The organism is Micromonospora sp. NPDC049139, assembly GCF_055586845.1.
Genome location: NZ_JBVJHK010000002.1, coordinates 536,357 through 555,253, shown reverse-complemented (window position 1 = coordinate 555,253; position 18,897 = coordinate 536,357). Strand labels below are relative to the sequence as shown.

Genomic DNA, 18,897 nt, shown 5'->3' with positions numbered 1-18,897 from the left:
CCACCCTTTCCAGCCGGACGGCGCAGATCTTGAACTCCGGCATCCCGGAGACCGGGTCGACGGCGTCGTTGGTGACCGAGTTGGCCCGCGCGGCGCCGCCCCAGTGGAACGGCGCGAAGACCGTGTCCGGCCGGATGGCGGTGCTGAGCCGGGCCGGCGCGCGCAGCTCGCCCCGGCGGGAGATCACGCGCACCGGCGCGCCGTCGCCGATGCCCAGCCGGGCGGCCAGGTCCGGGTGCAGCTCGACGAAGGCGTCCGGGGCGGCCCGGCGCAGCGCGTCGACCCGGCGGGTCTGGGTGCCGGACTGGTACTGCGCGAGTACCCGGCCGGTGGTGAAGTGCAGCGGGTACTCGGCGCAGACCTCCTCGGCCGCCGGCCGGTGCTCCACCGGGTGGAACCGGGCCCGCCCGTCGGGGGTGGCGAAGCGGTCGGCGAAGAGCCGGGGCGTGTCCGGGCCGTCCTCGGCCGGGCAGGGCCAGAACACGCCGTCCCGCTCGTCGATCCGCTCCCAGCTCACCCCGGCGTAGTCGGCGATCCCGCCGGCCGAGGCCCGCCGCAGCTCCTCGAACACGGCCCGCGGGTCGCTGCCGTCCACCGCGCCGACACGACCCGGGCTGGGTGCAAGGAAGGGCCCTTCCTATGCAGAATCCGATAAGAAGGTGCCCTTCCTTGCGCCTGGAGGCGGGCGGTGAGGGCGGCGAGGATCGCCAGGTCGGTGCGGACGCCGGCGGGCGGTGGGCGCAGGGCGCGGCGGCGCAGCACCCGGCCCTCCAGGTTGGTCATCGTGCCGTCCTCCTCGGCCCACTGGGCGGTGGGGAGCACCACGTCGGCCAGCGCGGCGGTCTCGGAGAGCAGGAGGTCGGCGACCACGAGCAGGTCGAGGTCGCGCAGTCGGCCTTCGACGCGGGCGGCCCGGGGCGCGGAGACCACCGGGTTGGAGCCGAAGACCAGCAGCGCTTTCGGCCCGGCCGGCGTGCCCAACGAGTCGAGCAGTTGGTACGCCGGCACACCCGGCCCGGGCAGCTCGTCGGCCGGCACGCCCCAGACCCCGGCGACGTGTTCGCGGGCGGCCGGGTCGTCGATCCTCCGGTAGCCGGGGAGCTGGTCGGCCTTCTGCCCGTGTTCCCGCCCGCCCTGCCCGTTGCCCTGCCCGGTGAGGCAGCCGTAGCCGGAGCCGGGGCGACCGGGCAGCCCCAGGGCGAGCGCCAGGTTGACGAAGCCGGTGACCGTGTCGACGCCCTTGGCGTGCTGTTCGGCGCCCCGCGCGGTCAGGATGATCACGCGCTCGGCGGTGCCGAGGGCCCGGGCGGTCGCCTCAAGGTCGGCCACCGGCACCCCGGAGAGCGCTTCGGCGCGGGCCGGCCACCAGCCCGCCACGCTGCGGCGGACCGCCTCGAAGCCGGTGGTGCGGGCGGACACGTAGTCCCGGTCGACCCAGCCCTCGGTGAGCGCGATGTGCAGCAGCGCGTTCGCCACCGCCAGGTCGGTGCCGGGCAGGGGTTGCAGGTGCAGGTCGGACTGCCGGGCGGTGGCGGTGACCCGGGGGTCGACCACGATCAGCCGGCCGCCGCGCTCGCGCTGCTCGGTCAGCCAGCGCACCAGCGGGGGCATGGTCTCCGCCGGGTTCGCGCCGACCAGCAGCAGGGTGTCGGCCCGGCCCAGGTCGGCCAGCGGGAACGGCAGGCCCCGGTCGACGCCGAAGGCGCGCATCCCGGCCGCCGCCGCGGAGGACATGCAGAACCGGCCGTTGTAGTCGATGTGCCGGGTGCGCAGCGCCACCCGGGCGAACCTGCCGAGCGCGTACGCCTTCTCGTTGGTGAGCCCGCCGCCGCCGAAGACGGCCACCGCGTCCCGGCCGTGTCCGTCCTGGACGGCGCGGATGCCGGCGACGATCCGGTCGAGGGCGGCGTCCCAGCTCGCGGGGCGCAGCCGGCCGGTGTCGGGGTCGCGCAGCAGCGGGGTGGTCAGCCGTTCGGGGTGGTCGAGCAGCTCGGCGGCCGTCCAGCCCTTCTGGCAGAGGCCGCCCCGGTTGGTGGGGAACTGCCGGGGGAGCACCGTCACCCGGCCGGCCTCCTCGCGCAGCGTCATGCCGCACTGGAGGGCGCAGTACGGGCAGTGCGTCGCCACCTCCCGGGGCGTCCGCCCCGGCCGAGTTGTCGCCCGTGCACCGTCCGTCATGTCGGCAAAGCGTGCCGGCGGGCGGTTTCCGGTCCGGGTCCCGTTCGTTTCGGTCCTGTCAAGAGCCCCTCACACCGCAACCGGAGCGGCGGGCCGAATCGTGGCGTTTACAATATGAGACAACTGTCCCGGGATTTGGGAGTTGCGACATGGGTGTGAGTGCGGTCTTCGACGCGGTGGCCGGCAGCTACGACGAGGCCCGCCGGCGGCTGGTGCCCTGCTTCGACGCGTTCTACGGCACGGCCGTGGAGGTGGCCGCGCCGCCGCTGCGGGCCGCGCTGGCGTCGGGGCGTACCCCCGAGGTGCTGGACCTGGGCGCGGGCACCGGGCTGCTGTCGCTGCTGCTCGCGGCGGCGGTGCCGGGGGTGCGGCTGACCCTGGTCGACGCCGCGCCGGCCATGCTCGCGGTCGCCGCCGAACACCTGCGGGCCCGGTCGGTGCCACACCGCACGGTGACGGCCGACCTGGCCGACCCGCTGCCCGCCGGTCGCTACGACGCGGTGGTCAGCGCGCTGGCCATCCACCACCTCGACGACGCCGGCAAGCGCACGCTCTACCGGCGCGCGGCGGCGGCGCTGGCGCCCGGCGGCGTGTTCGTCAACGCCGAGCAGGTGGCCGGTCCGACCCCGGAACTCGACCGGCGCTACCACGAGGTGTGGCTGGCGCAGGTCGCCGCGCTGGGCTCCGACGCCGAGGAGATCACCGCCGCCGAGGGCCGGATGGCGTACGACCGACCGGCGCCGGTCGCCGCGCAGTGCCGCTGGCTCACCGAGGCGGGACTGGCCGACGTCGACTGCTTCTTCAAGCAGTGGCGGTTTGCCGTGTTCGGCGGCCGGCGCGAATAGCGGGTCTCGACGGGATGACTGCCGGTCATACCGCTGGGTAGTCTGCCCGGCATGACTGCCAAGGTGACCCTGTCGTTCTCCGACGAGACGATCGAGGAGGCCCGGCGGTTCGCCAAGCGCGAAGGGCTCTCCCTGTCGGCGTGGATGGACCAGGCGGCCCGGGAGAAGGCGCTGCGCGAGGTCTTCACCGCGCACGCCGCCGCCGTCGGCCGGGCCGGGCTCGACCTCGAATCCGCCGCCCTCGCCGACGCCCGCGAGGTCGGCATGGTCGACGACGTGCTCTTCGGCGGGCGCCCGCGTGCTGCGTAGGGGCGAGGTCTGGCGCATCGACGGCGCCCGGGAACGGCTCGGTCTGGTGATCAGCTCCGATGTCTACAACTCCACCGACGTGCCGATCGTCATCGTGGCCGAGGTGGTCGAGGAGGCGCTGCTGCGCGACTCGCCCCTGGCGGTGCCGATGGGCGCGTACGTGGTGATGCCCGACCGGCTCTCCTCGCCGATGAAGAAGTGGTTCACGGAGTGCGTGGACGTCGCCGACACCGAGACCATGCTCCGGGTCGGCCGGGCGTTGCGCATCCTGCAACAGCTCTGACATCTCACCGGCGTGGCCCGGCCGAGGTGCGCTCCTCGTTTCCGGCCCGACCCGCGACGGGCACCGCGGGGTAATCCCCGGTTCCTAGCGTCCCTCCAGGTCACACCGACGAGGAGGAGTCGCCGTGAGCGCACTGGCCCCCACCACACCCCTGGCCGAGGCCGCCCCGGCCGCCGCCGGGCGCCGGCACCGCATCGACGACTGGCGCCCCGAGGACCCGGAGTTCTGGCGTACGACGGGGGCGCCGATCGCGCGGCGTAACCTCTGGGTCTCGATCTTCGCCGAGCACGTGGGCTTCTCGGTGTGGAGCCTCTGGTCGGTGACGGTGCTCTTCCTCGGCCCGCAGTACGGCATCGACCCGGCGGGGAAGTTCCTGCTCACCGCCGTGCCGGCCGCCCTGGGGGCGGTGCTGCGGCTGCCCTACACGCTGGCGGTGGCCCGCTTCGGCGGGCGGAACTGGACCATCGTCAGCGCGTCGCTGCTGCTCGTCCCGGCGGTGCCGATGGCCGTGCTGCTGGAGCCGGGCGTCTCCTACACCACGCTGATGGTGCTGGCCTGCCTGACCGGCGTCGGCGGCGGCAACTTCGCCTCCTCGATGGCGAACATCAACCTCTTCTACCCGCAGCGGCTCAAGGGACGGGCGCTCGGGCTCAACGCCGGCGGCGGCAACCTCGGCGTGCCGGCGGTGCAGCTCGTCGGGCTGGCGGTGCTGGCGACGGCGGGGGCCGCGTACCCCCGACTGGTGCCGGCGGTCTACCTGCCGCTGATCGTGCTGGCCGCGCTGGCTGCGGCGCGTGGGCTGGACAACATCCCCGGGGCGCGCAACGAGCCCGGCGCGCTGCGCGAGGCCGCCCGCGACCCGCACACCTGGACGATGTCGCTGCTCTACATCGGCACCTTCGGCTCCTTCATCGGCTTCGGCTTCGCCTTCGGGCAGGTGCTCCAGCTCCAGTTCGCCGACCGCTTCCCGACCCCGGTCGACGCGGCCTGGCTGACCTTCCTCGGCCCGCTGATCGGCTCGCTGGTCCGGCCCGTGGGCGGCCATCTCGCCGACCGGCTCGGCGGGGCCCGGGTGACCTTCTGGAACTTCGTGGCGATGGCGGCCGGCGCGTCGCTGGTGCTCTTCGCCGCCCGGGAGCGGTCGTTCGGGCTCTACCTGCTCGGCTTCCTGTCGCTGTTCGTGTTCTCCGGCGTCGGCAACGGCTCGACGTACAAGATGATCCCGGCGATCTTCCGGGCCCGGGCGGCCTCCGCGGTGGACGCCGGCCGGCGGGACGCGGCGGCCGCCCAGCGCTGGGCCGGGCGGATGACCGGGGCGCTGATCGGCATCGCCGGGGCGGTCGGGGCCGCCGGCGGGGTGCTGGTGAACATCGCCTTCCGGCAGTCGTTCCTCACCCTGGGCAGCGCGGACGCGGCGTACGTCGCCTTCGTCGTGGCGTACGCCGTGTGTTTCGGGGTGACCTGGTCGGTCTACCTGCGGCCGGGCCCGCGCCGGCTGGTCGGGGTGTGACCCCGGCCATGCCCTGTGGCGGGTCAGGCGGGGCGGTACCCCGTTTTGACCTGCCGACGGGGCGGCGGGTATCGTTGCCTGCTGTTGTACGACATCCAGAGGCGTGCCGCCTGAGGTACGCTTGGTCGTTCGTGCGCGCCCGGTAACCTCGGCGCGCGACCCCAGACCGACGACGAGACAAGGTATACCTGTGCGTACGTACAGCCCGAAGCCGGGTGAGATCGAGCGTCAGTGGCACGTCATCGACGCCTCTGATGTCGTGCTGGGCCGCCTGGCCACCCACGCCGCCACGCTGCTGCGCGGCAAGCACAAGCCGACTTTCGCGCCGCACGTCGACACGGGCGACTTCGTCGTCATCGTGAACGCGGGCAAGGTGGCGCTGACCGGCAACAAGCGGCAGCAGAAGATCGCCTACCGCCACTCCGGTTACCCGGGTGGTCTGAAGCAGGTCGGCTACGACGAGCTGCTGACCAAGCGTCCCGAGCGGGCCATCGAGCTCGCCGTCAAGGGGATGCTCCCGCACAACAAGCTCGGCCGTAAGCTCATCAAGAAGCTGAAGGTCTACGCCGGTGCCGAGCACCCGCACGGCGCGCAGCAGCCGGTGCCGTTCGAGATCAAGCAGATCGCGCAGTGAGCGCGGGCGAAGGAATCAGCATGACCGACATCACCGCCACCGAGGTTGCCCCCGAGGAGGCCACCGAGGCGCCGGCGCCCGTCGCCCGCGCGCCTCGTGGTGACCGGCCGATCCAGACCGTGGGTCGCCGCAAGGAGGCCATCGTCCGGGTCCGCATCGTGCCGGGCACCGGCAAGATCACCTGCAACGGTCGGGACCTCGAGGCCTACTTCCCGAGCAAGGTGCACCAGCAGCTGATCAAGGATCCGCTGGTCACCGCCGAGAAGCCGGAGGCGTTCGACGTCATCGCCAACCTGCGTGGCGGCGGCACCACCGGTCAGGCCGGCGCGCTCCGGCTGGCCATCGCCCGGGCCCTGATCGTCAGCGAGCCGGACGACCGCCCGGCGCTGAAGAAGGCCGGCTTCCTCACCCGGGACGCCCGGGTCAAGGAAAGCAAGAAGTACGGCCTCAAGAAGGCCCGTAAGGCTCCCCAGTACTCGAAGCGCTGACCTTCAGCGGCACGTTGTACTTCTGACGAACGGCCGGGTCGCCTCCCCTCGACGGGAGGCGGCCCGGCCGTTCGCCTTTCCCTGGACCGTTTCATCGGAGGTTGGCGGGTATGGGTCGGTTGTTCGGCACGGACGGCGTACGCGGGCGGGCGAATGCGGATCTCACGCCCGAGTTGGCGCTCGCGGTGGCGGTAGCCGCCGCGCACACGCTCGCCGAGTCGGACAAGAGCCATCCCCCGCTCGCCGTGGTCGGCCGGGACACCCGGGCCAGCGGCGAGATGCTGGAGGCCGCCGTCGTGGCCGGGCTCACCAGCGCCGGCGCCAACGTGGTGCGGGTGGGCGTGCTGCCGACGCCGGCCGTGGCGTTCCTCACCGCCGAGGCCAAGGCCGACCTGGGCGTCATGCTCTCCGCCTCGCACAACCCGATGCCCGACAACGGGATCAAGCTCTTCGCCGCCGGCGGGCACAAGCTGCCCGACGAGATCGAGATGCGGATCGAGTCGGCCGTCGCGGCGAACGCCACCACCGCCTGGGAGCGGCCGATCGGCGCCGGCGTCGGCCGGGTGCACGACCTGCTCGACGGCGCCGACCACTACGTGCAGCACCTGGTCGGCACCGTGCCGCACCGTCTCGACGGGATCAAGGTCGTGGTCGACTGCGCCAACGGCGCCGCCGCCGAGGTGGCGCCGGTGGCGTACCGGGAGGCCGGGGCCGAGGTCGTCGCCATCCACGCCGAGCCCGACGGCCTGAACATCAACGACGAGTGCGGCTCCAACCACATCGAGGCCCTGCGGGCCGCCGTGGTCGAGCACGGCGCGCACCTGGGCATCGCGCACGACGGCGACGCCGACCGGTGCGTCGCGGTGACCGCCGACGGCGACGAGGTCGACGGCGACCAGGTGATGGCGATCCTCGCCCTCGCCATGCGGGAGGCCGGCACGCTGACGCAGGACACGCTGGTCGCGACCGTGATGAGCAACCTGGGCCTGCGCCTGGCGATGTCCCGCGAGGGCATCCGGCTGGTCGAGACCAAGGTCGGCGACCGGTACGTGCTGGAGGAGCTGCGGGCGTCCGGGCTGGCGCTGGGCGGCGAGCAGAGCGGCCACATCGTGATGCCCGCGTACGCCACCACCGGCGACGGCGTGCTGACCGGGCTGCACCTGATGTCGCGGATGGCGGCGACCGGCAAGTCCCTGGCCGAGCTGGCCGGCGTGCTCACCCGGCTACCGCAGGTGCTGGTCAACGTTCCCGTCGCCGACCGTACGGTCGGCGCGGCCGCGCCCGCCGTCCGGGCCGAGGTCGAGCGGGCCGAGGCGGAGCTGGGCGAGACCGGCCGGGTGCTGCTCCGCCCGTCCGGCACCGAGCCCCTGGTCCGGGTCATGGTCGAGGCCGCCACGGAGCACGTCGCCCGCGAGACGGCCGAGCGCATCGCCGGCGCGGTGCGCGTCGCCAGCCCGACCGCCTGACATCCCGCTTCGGCCCGGGCCCGCCATCGGCGGGCCCGGGCCGTCGCCTTTCCCGGGCGATCGGGAACCGGCCCTGAGTCCTCCGCCAGGGGCGGCTGCCGGCGGCCGGTCTACAGGCGCAGGCCCGCGGCGCGCTGGAAGGTGGCCGCCGGGTCCTCGCCGTCCGTGAGGTCCACGTCCTCGACGATCCGCCCGTCGCCGAGGCGGACCAGCCGGTCGCACCGGGCGGCTATCGCCCGCTCGTGGGTGGCGAGCAGGATCGTCATGCCGTGCCGGTCCCGCAGGTCCAGCAGCAGGTCGAGGATCTGCCCGCCCGTGGCCGAGTCGAGGTTGCCGGTCGGCTCGTCGGCGAGCAGCAGCCCGGGGGAGCCCATCAGCGCCCGGGCGATCGCCACCCGCTGCTGCTGACCGCCGGAGAGCTGGGACGGCAGGGCCCGCTCCCGCCCGGCCAGGCCCACCGCGTCGAGCAGCTCCCGGGCCCGGGCGGCGTGGTCGGCTCGCCCCCGGCGCGGCAGCATCGGCGCGATCACGTTGTCCAGCACGGTCAGCGCGGGCAGCAGGTGGTAGCGCTGGAAGACGAAGCCCACCCGCTGCCGGTACCGGGTCAGGGCGGACCGGCCGAGCCCGGTGATCTCCAGGTCGTCCACCGTGACGGTGCCGGCGTCGACCTGTTCGATCGCGCCGATCATGTGCAGCAGCGTCGACTTGCCGGAGCCGCTGGCCCCGGTCAGCGCCACCACCGCCCCGGGCGGAATCTCCAGGGACACGTCGTCGATCGCGGTCACCTGCTGCGGGCCGGCCCCGAACCGTCGGACCAGCCCGGCGACCCGGACCGTGCTGCCCACCGTCGTCGTCTTCATCGTCACTCCTCCGCGAGCAGTCGTGCGGTCGGCAGCCGGCGCAGCAGCGCGGCCGGGACCAGGGCGGCCATCGAGGTGACCAGGACACCGGCCACCGCCACCAGCGCGGCGACCGTGACCAACGTGCCGGGCAGGGCGCCGACCAGCCAGGCGGCCCCGGCCAGCCCGAGGCCGGCGCCGGTGACCGCGCCGAGCAGTCCGAGGGCCAGCCCCTCGTACCCGATCAGGCGACCCAGCGCGCCGTCGCTCCAGCCGACCGCGCGCAGGGTGGCCAGCTCGGCGGCCCGGTCCCGGATGTTCAGGTAGAGCACGTCGGCGACCGCGGCGGCCCCGAGCAGCACGGTCGCGACGGCGGCCATGGTGTCGGCGCCGCGCACGCTCAGCGACACCGTGTCGCCGAGCAGGCTGCCGACGATGGCACCGCGGAACGCGTACCCGGCGGCGGCGACCAGGGTCAGCGCGGCCACCCCGATGGCCAGGGCGCCGGCCCCGAGCAGGGTGCGGCCGGGCGTGCGGGCCAGGTTGGCCAGGGCCAGGCCGGCCAGGGTGCGCGGCCGGCGTACCCAGTGGGCCGTCGCCACCGCCGGGCGCAGCGCGGCGGCCGGGTGGGCCCGCGCGGCCCGCAGGGCCGGCGTCAGGCCCGCGACCAGCGCCAGCAGCAGCGCCACCGGTACGGCCAACAGCGCCTGCCGCCACCCCACGTCGATGCCGAGTGCGGCCCCGAGCGGGATCGCCAGCACCAGCGCGAGCAACCCGGCGGCCAGCCCGAGGACGGCGACCTCGCCGAGGATCAGCGCGCCGAGCCGCCGGGCCGGCCAGCCCAGGCAGGCGAGCACCGCCAGTTCGGACCGGCGGTCCCGGACGGCCGCGGCGACCGCGTTGCCGAGGAAGAGCGCGCAGACCACCAGCACCAGCACGAAGAGCACGACGCTCTTGCGGTCCACCGCCTTCGTGATCACCGAGGCGACCCCGAGCGCCGACCAGTTCTCGGTCAGCCGCAGCGCCGGCCGGCCGAACGCCCCGGCGGGCAGCTCCACGGCCTGCGGGGCGGGGGACGAGCCGAGCGTGATGTCGACGTCGAGCCCGGTGACCTGGGCGATCCGCTCGGCGACCAGCCGGACCTGTTCGGCGGCGCGTTCGCTGTAACCGTCCACGTCGGCGACCCGCACCCGGATGGCGCTGATCGGGGCCTTCGCCTGTGGACTGCCACCGCCCGCCAGCAGCGTCGGCACGCTGTCCAGGCTGGTCAGCAGCAGCGGCGGGGCGGAGAAATGACCGGCGGGGTTGCCGCCCGGCTCCAGCGGACGACCGCCCAGGGCATCCCGGCTGCGGGCGTCCGCGCCCTGCGCCGACGGCGGCTCGTACGTCTCCAGCGGCACCCGCCCGAGGTCGCTGAAGCCGGTCAGCTTCTCCGGGTCGAAGACCCCCACGGCCCGCCAGCCCCGGTACAGCTCGCCCGGCGCGCCCTTCTTCAGCGGGAGCTTGCGCAGCGACCGCGCCCCCGTGTCCTCGGCGAGCCAGGGGCGCGGGAAGGGGTTGAACGTGAACTGATCGCCGTACACCTCCGGGTCGGCCGCCGGGAGCGCACCGACCCGCAGTGTGCCGTCGGGCAGCCGGTCGTACCGCGTCGGCCCCGCCTGGACCATCGCCTGGAGTTGGCCGAAGCAGCAGCCGGCCGGGGAGAGGCCCGCGTCGAGCCGGGTGCGCCACCCGGCGGCCACGTCGTGCCGGGCTTCGCCGGCGGGCAGCTCGGGGCCGCGCCGGAGGGCGCGCTCCAGCTCGTCGAGTCCGACGCCGGCCGGTCGGGCCGCGGGCAGCCGCGTGAAGCTGGCACGCAGCTCCTCGTCGACGAAGGGGGTGCTGGTCGCGAGCACCGGCACGTTGAGCATTTCCGCCGAGCCGGTCCGCTTGACGGTCGTGGTGTCGTCCGGGCCCAGCGCCCGCCCGTCGACCACCGCCCCGCCTAGGCCGATGAGACGGTCCTCAGCGGTCGGGTCCACGGCGGCGAGCAGGAGCGGCACCGTCAGGCTGACCGCGATCCGCAGCCGGTCCGAGGTGGACGAGGGGCCCGTACCGCCGTCGGGGAAGACGCCCCGGCCGGCCTCGAACCGGCCGTCGGGGAGCAGCCGCACGGCCACCAGCGACCACTCCTCGCGTTCCGAGTACGCGCCGGGGCTGCCCAGGGCGTATCGCGGGTCGCAGACGGGCCGGGTGCGGCCGTCGGGCAGCACCTCGCGCGGCGAGGGACCGCACATGTCGGCCCACGGATAGCTGCGCCCGTCGGTGTACGGCGTGGAGTCGCTGGAGTGGGACACGTCCGTGCGGGGGTAGATCAACGGGTGGGTGGTGACGTACACGTAGCGGGGCCGGCCTGGCGCGCCGGAGAGGCCGCGTTCGGCGACGAACCGGGGATCGACGCGGATGACCTGCCGGTCGAGCGACCGGTCCACCGCCCCGGTCAGGTCCAGCGGGGTCGGCACGGGGGCGGTGGAGTAGCCGAGCATGGCGATGGGGGCGGCGACGTCCACCCCGGTGACCGCCTTCACCTGCTCGTACTGCGCCATCGTGATGCCGCCGAAGAGGCCGGAGAGGTAGTTGGGCTGGACCAGCCGGCGTTCGGCCTCCAGCGGGGTGCGCGCGCCCTTCGGACGGACCAGGATGTCGTAGGCGGCGCGGGTCTCCCGCTCGACGGTGCCGGTGACGTCGAGTCGGGAGGTGGTGGTGGCGCCGGTCAGGACGACGAAGCCGGTGGTCGCCACCAGCACGCCGACCAGCAGCGCCACCGACCGTCCCGCACGGCCACGAAGCTGCTTCCAGATGATGTTGAGCATGTCGCGCCTCCCCGTGTGCTGAACACACTGTGCGCGATACATTGTGACAATGCAAGGCCCGTCGGGGCGGGCCAGTCCGGATCGGATCGGAGGAGACGGTGGCGATACAGCACGCGGTCCTGGCCCTGCTCGCTGGCGGCGCCAGCTACGGCTACGAGCTGAAGGGCGCCTTCGAGGAGGCGGTCGGCCCGCAGTGGGGGCCGCTCAACATCGGGCACCTCTACCAGATCCTCGACCGGCTCTCCCGGGACGGCCTGGTGGTGGCCGAACGGCATCCGCAGCCGGTCAAGCCCGACCGGGTGGTCTACGAGATCACCCCGGACGGCCGGGCCGAGCTGGACCGTTGGCTCGCCGAGCCCAGCCCGCGCAGCGGCGGGTTCCGGGACGACTTCTTCCTCAAGGTGACCGCCGCGGCCCGGTCCGGCGACCCGGCCACCGTGCGGACGGTGCTCGGCAACCAACGCGGCCACCTGATGCGGGAGCTGCGCAACCTCGACGGACTGCGCCGCCGGGCCGACGATCCGGTGGTCGGCCTGCTGCTCGCGGCGGCGAGTCGACACGTCGAGGCCGACCTGGCCTTCGTCGACGACGCCGAGGGGGTGCTGCTCGCCGACGGCGGCGCGGTGCTCGCCAGGCTTCGTACGGCCCGCTCCGAGGGGACGCCCACGGAGCGGGGGAGCAAGCAGACCCGCGCGGCCGGCTGACGGTCAGGCGTACGTGCCGGTCACCGCGTGTCGGTGAGCCGGCGCAGCCGGGCGACGGCCTCGGTCAGGACCTCCGGGCGCTTGCAGAAGGCGAAGCGGACCAGCCGGCGACCGGCCTCGGCGTCGTCGTAGAAGACCTGGGTCGGGACGGCGACCACCCCGCACCGCTCGGGCAGCGACCGGCAGAACTCCACGCCGTCGCGCCCGCCTAGCGCGGTGACGTCGGCGGTGACGAAGTACGTGCCCTCCGGCGCCAGCACCTCGAACCCGGCGTCGGTCAGCCCGCCGACGAGCTGGTCCCGGCGGGCCTGCATGCCGGCCCGGAAGCCGGTGAAGTAGTCGTCCGGCAGGGCCAGCGCCACCGCGACCGCCGGCTGCAACGGCGCGGCGTTGACGAAGGTGAGGAACTGCTTCACCCGCAGCACCGCCGAGACCAGCGCCGCCGGCCCGCTCACCCAGCCGACCTTCCAGCCCGTGCAGGAGAACGTCTTGCCGGCCGAGGAGATGCGCAGCGTCCGCTCGCGCATGCCGGGCAGGGTCGCCAGCGGCACGTGGCCGGCGGCGGCATCGGTGAAGACGAGGTGCTCGTACACCTCGTCGGTCACCGCGTACGCGCCGTGCTCCCGGCACAGCTCGGCGACCAGGGCCAGCTCGTCGGGGGTGAACACCTTGCCGGTCGGGTTGTGCGGCGAGTTCAACAGCACCAGCCGGGTGCGCGGGCCGAACGCGGCGCGCAGGGCCGCCGGGTCGAAGGCGTACCGGCCGTCGGCGGCGGGACGCAGCGTGACCGGGCGCCGGACCGCCCCGGCCAGCGCGATCGAGGCGGCGTACGAGTCGTAGTACGGCTCGAAGCAGATCACCTCGTCGCCCGGCTCGCAGAGCCCGAGGATCGCCGCCGCGATCGCCTCGGTGGCGCCCGCCGTCACCACGATCTCGCCGTCCGGGTCGTACTCCAGCCCCCAGAACCGGCGCTGGTGCGCGGCCACCGCCGCGCGCAACGCCGGGACGCCCGGCCCCGGCGGGTACTGGTTCTGCCCGGTGCGCAGCGCCTCGGCCGCCGCGGCGAGCATCTCCGCCGGCCCGTCGGTGTCCGGGAAGCCCTGGCCGAGGTTGACCGCGCCGGTGCGCACGGCCAGGGCGGACATCTCGGCGAAGACGGTCGTCCCGAACGCGCGCATCCGCGCCACCAGCGGGTCGGCATCGGCGGTGGTCGTCACGCCCGCCAGCCTACGGACTCCCGGCCCGGGTTCAACCCGTCGTCCCCTTGTTGCAGGTGACCTGCCACCGGTCGCCGTCCTCGGCTACGGCCCGGCCGTCGACGGTGATGCGGCAGCCGATCGTGCGGTTCCGGTCGGGGCCGGTGGCCAGCACCATCACCCGCTCGGCGTCGTGTGCGCGCAACCGCATCCGCCAGGGCAGGGTGACTCCTTCGGTCTGGACGAAGTCACCGTTGGCGTCGTAGTACTCCACGTCGGCTGGCCCGCGGCCGGTCACCTCGTAGACGACGGTGACCGTGCCCGGCCCGTCGGAGGGCGTCCGTGCCGGTGCGACAGTCCGTGCCGGCACGGCTGGCGGAGTCGTCGGGGCCGGCTCCGCCGTCGGCCACCCGCCGCCTGCCGGTTGCTGGTACGGGTGGGGCAGGTGGGCGAGCGGACGTTCCGGGTTGCGCTCGTCGGCGGGGCTGACGAGGCGGTCGGCGAGGCCGAGGCAGGCGCAGATGCCGAAGACGACGACGGCGCCGGCGGCGACGCCGAGGTCCACAGCGGGAGGGCGCTTGCCCGACGCACGCGGGCCGGAGGGGGCCGCTTCGGGTGCGGACGGGCCTGCCGGCGGGGTCGGCTCGGGCGGCGGCGTGGCGTGGGACATGGCTGTGCTCCGGGAAGGCGGGCGGGGCGGCCGCGAAAGGGGCCCAGGTTGGTCGTCGGGGAAACGGGCGCGCGGCCGTCAGGGTGCCGTACGCGGCCGACGCGGGCAAGCCACTCCCCGTGCCGGTTTCGCCCTCCGGCGTACGGGGGTGGCTGTTTGTCCTCCCGGATCCCGCCCGTTACCTGATCGCTCAAATTCGGTGATCGTTTACCCGGCTTTCGCGCACATGCGATGAGCGAAACTGGGTTAGGCTGCGGGACATGTGTGGAATCGTGGGTTACGCCGGCGCGCGCCCGGCGCTCGGAATCGTGCTCGACGGACTGCGGCGGCTGGAGTATCGCGGCTACGACTCGGCCGGCGTCGCCATCGTCTGCGACGGCGAGCTGCTGACCGAGAAGAAGGCCGGCAAGCTGGCCAACCTGGAGAAGGTGCTCTCCGAGCGGGCCGCCGAGGACCCGACGTCCTGCGCGGCCAGCCCCATCGGCATCGGGGACGGCACCACCGGCATCGGGCACACCCGGTGGGCCACCCACGGCGGCCCGACCGACCGCAACGCCCACCCGCACCTCGCCCCCGACGGCCGCGTCGCCGTGATCCACAACGGCATCATCGAGAACTTCGCGAAGCTCCGCGCCGAGCTGGAGGCCGACGGCGTCCAGTTCGCCAGCGACACCGACACCGAGTGCGCGGCGCACCTGCTCTCCGCCGCACTGGCCGACCTGCGCGCCGCCGGCCACCCCGAGGGCCCGCAGCTGCTCGCCGCCGGCATGCGGGTGGTCTGCCAGCGCCTGGAGGGCGCGTTCACCCTGCTCGCCGTCGACGCCGCGGTGCCCGGCGCCGTCGTCGGCGCCCGCCGCAACTCGCCGCTGGTCGTCGGCCGGGGCGACGGGGAGAACTACCTCGCCAGCGACGTGGCCGCGTTCATCGAGCACACCCGGGACGCGGTGGAGCTGGGCCAGGACCAGATCGTCCTCATCACCGGCGACACCATCGAGATCACCGACTTCTCGGGCCAGCCCGCCAGCGGCAAGGACTTCCACATCGACTGGGACTCCTCGGCCGCCGAGAAGGGCGGCTACGACTGGTTCATGCTCAAGGAGATCGAGGAGCAGCCACAGGCCATCGCCGACACCCTGCTCGGCCGGCTCACCGAGACCGGCGAGATCATGCTCGACGAGGTCCGCCTCAGCGACCAGGACCTGCGCGACGTCGACAAGATCTTCATCGTCGCCTGCGGCACCGCCTACCACTCCGGCCTGGTCGCCAAGTACGCCATCGAGCACTGGACCCGGATCCCCTGCGAGGTGGAGCTGGCCAGCGAGTTCCGCTACCGCGACCCGGTTCTCGACCGGTCCACGCTGATCGTCGTGATCTCGCAGTCCGGCGAGACGATGGACACGCTGATGGCGCTGCGGCACGCCAAGGAACAGAAGGCCCGCGTCCTGGCCATCTGCAACACCAACGGCTCCACCATCCCCCGCGAGTCCGACGCCGTCCTCTACACCCACGGCGGCCCCGAGATCGCCGTCGCCTCGACCAAGGCGTTCCTGACCCAGCTCGTCGCGTGCTACCTGATCGGCCTGCACCTGGCCCAGGTGCGGGGGATCAAGTTCGCCGACGAGGTGGCCGCCGTGGTCGAGCAGCTCCACCGGATGCCGGGCAAGCTGCGCGAGCTGCTGGACCGCATCGAGCCGGTCCGCGAGCTGGCCCGCGACCTCAAGACCGAGCCGACCGTGCTGTTCATCGGCCGGCACGTCGGCTACCCGGTGGCCCTGGAGGGCGCGCTCAAGCTCAAGGAGTTGGCGTACATGCACGCCGAGGGCTTCGCCGCCGGCGAGCTGAAGCACGGCCCCATCGCCCTGATCGACAAGGGCACCCCGGTGATCTGCATCGTGCCGTCGCCCGTCGGCCGGGGCATGCTGCACGACAAGGTGGTCTCCAACATCCAGGAGGTGCGGGCGCGCGGCGCCCGGACCATCGTGATCGCGGAGGAGGGCGACGAGGCGGTCGTCCGCTACGCCGACCACCTGATCTACGTGCCGCGTACGCCGACGCTGCTCGCGCCGCTGGTCACCACCGTGCCGTTGCAGGTCCTCGCCGCCGAGATCGCCGCCGCCCGGGGGCACGACGTGGACCAGCCCCGCAACCTGGCCAAGTCGGTGACGGTCGAGTGACGCCGGCCGGCGGCGGGGCGCCCGCCGCGCCGCCGGCCGATCCCGGGATCCTGGGGACCCGCTGCGCGCCCGGGGGCCGTTCGTCGCCGAGGTCTCGCGTGGCGTCGCCACGTCAACGGCCGAGCACCACGCGGGCCATGCCGTCCAGCGCCGGGTTGTCGGCCGCCCAGTAGCCGGTGTGCCCGTGCCGGCCGCTGGGGAAGGTGCGCCCGCCGAAGCCCGGGTGGGCCGGGTCCTGGCCGAACCACAGCTCGCGTTCCGGCCAGCCGGCCAGCCGGGCGGCCCCACCGAGCGGCGACGCGGCGAGCAGGGCCTGCCGGGCCAGCTCGTCCGGCGGCCGGGCGAGCCGGATCACGTCGTCCGGCGCGGTGCTCGCCCAGACCTGCCCGGGTGGCAGGCCCAGCTCGGCGGCGTGCGCGACGCCCACCCCGGGCGAGCCGACGAAGACCAGCGCGTCGGCGGCCAGCCCGTGGTCGCGGGCGGCCGTGCCGACCACCAGCGAGCCGTAGCTGTGTCCCAGCACGGTCTGCCGGCCCGGCGGCCCGTCGTGGGTCGCCCGCAGCCCATCCTGGAACCGGTGCAGCGCCGGGCCCGCGTCCCGGGCCTGCCCCGGCCAGGCCGCCTCGTGCAGGAAGTCGGGGGCGTCGTAGTCCAGCCAGAGCACCGCGGCGGTCTCCTCCTCCGGCGCGAGGTCGGCGCAGCGGGACAGCACCCTCGCCGCCCGGCCCAGCTCGCCGGGCGCGTCGTCCAGGCCGGCGGTCATCCCCGGCACGTACGTCAGCGTCCGCGCCGCCCGGTCCGGGTTGCCCAGCGCCACGACCGCGCGGCCCTCGCCGGCGGTGTCCAGCCCCAGCAGGTACGCCCGGGGCGCCTCGCCGGCGGCCAGGCGCCCGGTCAGCGCGTCCAGCCCCGCCAGTGCCCGTTCGACCCGCAGCAGCCCGGCCAGCTCGACCGGCCCGCGCGGCACCCGCTCCAGCAGCCGGCGCCGCGCGGCGAGCAACTCCTCCCGCCGTGCTCCGAGCAGCAGGCGGTTGGCCTGGTCGCGGGCGGCCACCGGCACCCCGTCGAGGCGCCCGACGAGCGCCGCCTCGTGCGCCACCAGCCACCGCCGCTGCGCGGGGGTGAGCCCCGCCCACCACGCCCGCACCGCGGCCGGGGTGGCGCCGGGCGGGGGCCGGCCGGGTGGCGGCGGGGCGACCCACGTCGACTGGGCGGCGGCGGACAGGGCGTCCAGCCGGTCGGCCGCCTCCCGGTCGGCCGCCCCGGCCAGCGCCAGCGCCTCCCGGATCGCCGCGCCCACCCCGGCCGCGACCTGCCCCGACCGTGGGGAGGTCGGCGCGCGGGCGGGATCGGCGGCGACCCGCCCCTGCCGGTCGACCAGCAGTCCGGCGCCGTCCGCGCGCGTCACCGCGGCGGAGAGCCGGGCCTTCGCCGCCGCCAGCCGACCCGCGAACTCGGCCAGCACCTGGTCGGCCTCGATCAGGGCGGGGGAGACCGTGGTCAGCTCGGTGCGCAGCGCCACGAGCCGGGCGTCGGCGGCCCCGCCAGCGCCGCCCGACCAGTCGGCGCGCAGCGCCGCCGCCCCGGCGGACAACTCGTCGGCCCGGCGCCCGACCCGGTCGGTCACCCCCCGCCAGGCCGACCCGGCGGCCCGCCAGGCACCCGGGTCGGCCGCCCAGAGCTGCCGGTATCCCACGGCCGGCGCCCGCTCGGCGGGGTACGCCGGCCGCCCGGACGGCCCGGCTCGGCCCGTTGCCCGCTCGGCGGGGTGCGCCGGCCGCCCGGTCGGGCCCGTTCGGCCCACCGCGGGTGGTGCCGGCGCGGCTCCGGCCACCGGTGGTGCCGACCCGGCTCCGGCCGCCGCCGGTCGTGCCGGCGCGGTCACCGGGGGAGGGCGGCGAGCCGCCCGGCCGCCCGGTCGTCCACCGACTCGTACGCCTCGGCCGCCGCCCGCACCGCACCGGCCGTCTCGGCCACCCGGGCGCCGAGCCCGCCGAACCAGGCGTGCACGGCCGACTCCAGCCCGGTCAGGGCCGCCCCGGCCGCCCACTCCGGGGCCGGCACCACCAGCCCGGCCACCCCGGCCAGCCCGTGCCCCAGCCGGTACGCGTCGTCGCCGAGCGCGCTCGCCGCCCGGCGCAGCGCGTCGGGTCGTACGGTGATCGGCTCCTCGGTCATCCTCGCCCCCGTGCCTCGCGGAACATCGACGACCGGAACGCTAGGCGGCGTCCACACCCGCGCAGGCACCCTGTGGACGACGGCCCCGGCGGACGGACAGCCGTCGTCCACAGGCGTTGCCCGGCCCCGAGCCGGCGGCTAATGTGCGGCCGCCCGCGCCGGTAGGGTGAGCCCGTGATCGTCGCTGTCGGCATCGACGTCGTCCTGGTCGAGCGGTTCGCCCGGGCCCTGGCGCGGACGCCGCTGCTCGCCGACCGGCTCTTCACGGAGGCCGAGCGCTACACCAGCTCCGGCAACCCGCGTTCGCCGGAGTCGCTGGCCGCCCGGTTCGCGGCCAAGGAGGCGGTCGCCAAGGCGCTCGGCGCGCCGGCCGGGCTGAGCTGGCACGACTGCGAGATCGTGCCGGACCCGGACGGCCGCCCCTGGCTGACCGTCTCGGGCACGGTCGCGGCGGCGGCCACCGAGCGCGGGGTCAACCGCTGGCATCTCTCGTTGTCCCACGACGGCGGGATCGCCTCGGCGATGGTGGTCGCGGAACGGTGATCGGTGCGCGCCGACCTGGCGCGCCGGG

At 74.9% G+C, this 18,897-nt stretch carries 16 protein-coding genes and 1 pseudogene; 10 read left to right on the top strand and 7 right to left on the bottom strand.

The genetic code is table 11. From position 1 onward, the window contains the following. Positions 1 to 4: 4 nt before the first annotated feature. Positions 5 to 2,178: pseudogene (locus ACZ6Q9_RS06085) on the bottom strand (molybdopterin oxidoreductase family protein); the annotation flags it as partial. Positions 2,179 to 2,327: 149 nt separating this feature from the next. Between ACZ6Q9_RS06085 and ACZ6Q9_RS06080 the strand changes: the two are divergent. The 7 genes from ACZ6Q9_RS06080 to glmM all read left to right on the top strand — a co-directional run bounded on the left by ACZ6Q9_RS06080 (position 2,328) and on the right by glmM (position 7,713). Further along, positions 2,328 to 3,023, top strand: coding sequence for a class I SAM-dependent methyltransferase (locus tag ACZ6Q9_RS06080; RefSeq protein WP_393450528.1), 696 nt, complete (start codon positions 2,328 to 2,330; stop codon positions 3,021 to 3,023). A 51-nt stretch (positions 3,024 to 3,074) separates the two neighbouring features. Further along, a complete protein-coding gene (locus ACZ6Q9_RS06075; protein ID WP_208417965.1) occupies positions 3,075 to 3,332 on the top strand; it encodes a DUF6364 family protein in 258 nt (85 codons plus the stop codon). After that, on the top strand, positions 3,322 to 3,615 hold the full coding sequence (locus ACZ6Q9_RS06070; protein ID WP_350680954.1) for a type II toxin-antitoxin system PemK/MazF family toxin: 294 nt from the start codon (positions 3,322 to 3,324) through the stop codon (positions 3,613 to 3,615). The genes ACZ6Q9_RS06075 and ACZ6Q9_RS06070 overlap by 11 nt, the downstream gene beginning before the upstream one ends. Before the next feature lie 133 nt (positions 3,616 to 3,748). Further along, on the top strand, positions 3,749 to 5,125 hold the full coding sequence (locus tag ACZ6Q9_RS06065) for an MFS transporter (RefSeq protein ID WP_393451438.1): 1,377 nt from the start codon (positions 3,749 to 3,751) through the stop codon (positions 5,123 to 5,125). 190 nt (positions 5,126 to 5,315) lie between these two features. After that, on the top strand, positions 5,316 to 5,759 hold the full coding sequence (gene rplM, locus ACZ6Q9_RS06060) for a 50S ribosomal protein L13 (RefSeq protein WP_018720634.1): 444 nt from the start codon (positions 5,316 to 5,318) through the stop codon (positions 5,757 to 5,759). A gap of 20 nt (positions 5,760 to 5,779) precedes the next feature. After that, positions 5,780 to 6,247 (top strand): 30S ribosomal protein S9, encoded by a 468-nt coding sequence (gene rpsI, locus ACZ6Q9_RS06055; RefSeq protein ID WP_350680952.1) that lies wholly within the window; start codon positions 5,780 to 5,782, stop codon positions 6,245 to 6,247. Positions 6,248 to 6,357: 110 nt separating this feature from the next. Continuing rightward, the gene (glmM, locus tag ACZ6Q9_RS06050; RefSeq protein WP_393261603.1) at positions 6,358 to 7,713 is read left to right on the top strand and encodes a phosphoglucosamine mutase; all 1,356 of its coding nucleotides are present in this window, start codon (positions 6,358 to 6,360) and stop codon (positions 7,711 to 7,713) included. A gap of 110 nt (positions 7,714 to 7,823) precedes the next feature. Here the strand turns inward: glmM and ACZ6Q9_RS06045 are convergent, their stop codons facing one another. Both ACZ6Q9_RS06045 and ACZ6Q9_RS06040 read right to left on the bottom strand, forming a co-directional pair. Continuing rightward, positions 7,824 to 8,573, bottom strand: a complete 750-nt coding sequence (locus tag ACZ6Q9_RS06045) for an ABC transporter ATP-binding protein (protein WP_393261600.1) — start codon at positions 8,571 to 8,573, stop codon at positions 7,824 to 7,826. 2 nt (positions 8,574 to 8,575) lie between these two features. Next, positions 8,576 to 11,404, bottom strand: coding sequence for an FtsX-like permease family protein (locus ACZ6Q9_RS06040; RefSeq protein WP_396827993.1), 2,829 nt, complete (start codon positions 11,402 to 11,404; stop codon positions 8,576 to 8,578). A gap of 98 nt (positions 11,405 to 11,502) precedes the next feature. Here ACZ6Q9_RS06040 and ACZ6Q9_RS06035 point away from each other — a divergent pair, with 98 nt between their 5' ends. After that, positions 11,503 to 12,108 (top strand): PadR family transcriptional regulator, encoded by a 606-nt coding sequence (locus tag ACZ6Q9_RS06035; protein ID WP_393261594.1) that lies wholly within the window; start codon positions 11,503 to 11,505, stop codon positions 12,106 to 12,108. A 20-nt stretch (positions 12,109 to 12,128) separates the two neighbouring features. Here the strand turns inward: ACZ6Q9_RS06035 and ACZ6Q9_RS06030 are convergent, their stop codons facing one another. Together ACZ6Q9_RS06030 and ACZ6Q9_RS06025 are read right to left on the bottom strand one after the other, a co-directional pair. Next, a complete protein-coding gene (locus ACZ6Q9_RS06030) occupies positions 12,129 to 13,325 on the bottom strand; it encodes a pyridoxal phosphate-dependent aminotransferase (RefSeq protein WP_393261591.1) in 1,197 nt (398 codons plus the stop codon). A gap of 31 nt (positions 13,326 to 13,356) precedes the next feature. Next, positions 13,357 to 13,869, bottom strand: a complete 513-nt coding sequence (locus ACZ6Q9_RS06025; RefSeq protein ID WP_393261588.1) for an MmpS family transport accessory protein — start codon at positions 13,867 to 13,869, stop codon at positions 13,357 to 13,359. A gap of 365 nt (positions 13,870 to 14,234) precedes the next feature. Between ACZ6Q9_RS06025 and glmS the strand changes: the two genes are divergently transcribed. Next, positions 14,235 to 16,148, top strand: coding sequence for a glutamine--fructose-6-phosphate transaminase (isomerizing) (glmS, locus tag ACZ6Q9_RS06020; RefSeq protein ID WP_393261585.1), 1,914 nt, complete (start codon positions 14,235 to 14,237; stop codon positions 16,146 to 16,148). 112 nt (positions 16,149 to 16,260) lie between these two features. Here glmS and ACZ6Q9_RS06015 read toward each other — a convergent pair whose 3' ends face one another. After that, on the bottom strand, positions 16,261 to 17,844 hold the full coding sequence (locus tag ACZ6Q9_RS06015; RefSeq protein WP_396827990.1) for an alpha/beta hydrolase: 1,584 nt from the start codon (positions 17,842 to 17,844) through the stop codon (positions 16,261 to 16,263). A gap of 185 nt (positions 17,845 to 18,029) precedes the next feature. Continuing rightward, the gene (locus ACZ6Q9_RS06010; RefSeq protein ID WP_393261580.1) at positions 18,030 to 18,326 is read right to left on the bottom strand and encodes a hypothetical protein; all 297 of its coding nucleotides are present in this window, start codon (positions 18,324 to 18,326) and stop codon (positions 18,030 to 18,032) included. 174 nt (positions 18,327 to 18,500) lie between these two features. Between ACZ6Q9_RS06010 and ACZ6Q9_RS06005 the strand changes: the two genes are divergently transcribed. Then, positions 18,501 to 18,869 carry a holo-ACP synthase gene (locus ACZ6Q9_RS06005; protein ID WP_350704088.1) on the top strand — a complete coding sequence of 123 codons (369 nt, stop codon included), beginning with the start codon at positions 18,501 to 18,503 and terminating at the stop codon, positions 18,867 to 18,869. The last annotated feature ends 28 nt before the right edge of the window (positions 18,870 to 18,897 follow it).

Excerpts from the sequence above, each read along its gene's own strand:
- glmS (WP_393261585.1), top strand. The coding sequence starts at position 14,235 with ATGTGTGGAATCGTGGGTTACGCCGGCGCGCGCCCGGCGCTCGGAATC.
- ACZ6Q9_RS06080 (WP_393450528.1), top strand. The coding sequence starts at position 2,328 with ATGGGTGTGAGTGCGGTCTTCGACGCGGTGGCCGGCAGCTACGACGAG.
- ACZ6Q9_RS06010 (WP_393261580.1), bottom strand. The coding sequence starts at position 18,326 with ATGACCGAGGAGCCGATCACCGTACGACCCGACGCGCTGCGCCGGGCG.
- glmM (WP_393261603.1), top strand. The coding sequence starts at position 6,358 with ATGGGTCGGTTGTTCGGCACGGACGGCGTACGCGGGCGGGCGAATGCG.
- ACZ6Q9_RS06075 (WP_208417965.1), top strand. The coding sequence starts at position 3,075 with ATGACTGCCAAGGTGACCCTGTCGTTCTCCGACGAGACGATCGAGGAG.
- rpsI (WP_350680952.1), top strand. The coding sequence starts at position 5,780 with ATGACCGACATCACCGCCACCGAGGTTGCCCCCGAGGAGGCCACCGAG.
- ACZ6Q9_RS06045 (WP_393261600.1), bottom strand. The coding sequence starts at position 8,573 with ATGAAGACGACGACGGTGGGCAGCACGGTCCGGGTCGCCGGGCTGGTC.
- ACZ6Q9_RS06040 (WP_396827993.1), bottom strand. The coding sequence starts at position 11,404 with ATGCTCAACATCATCTGGAAGCAGCTTCGTGGCCGTGCGGGACGGTCG.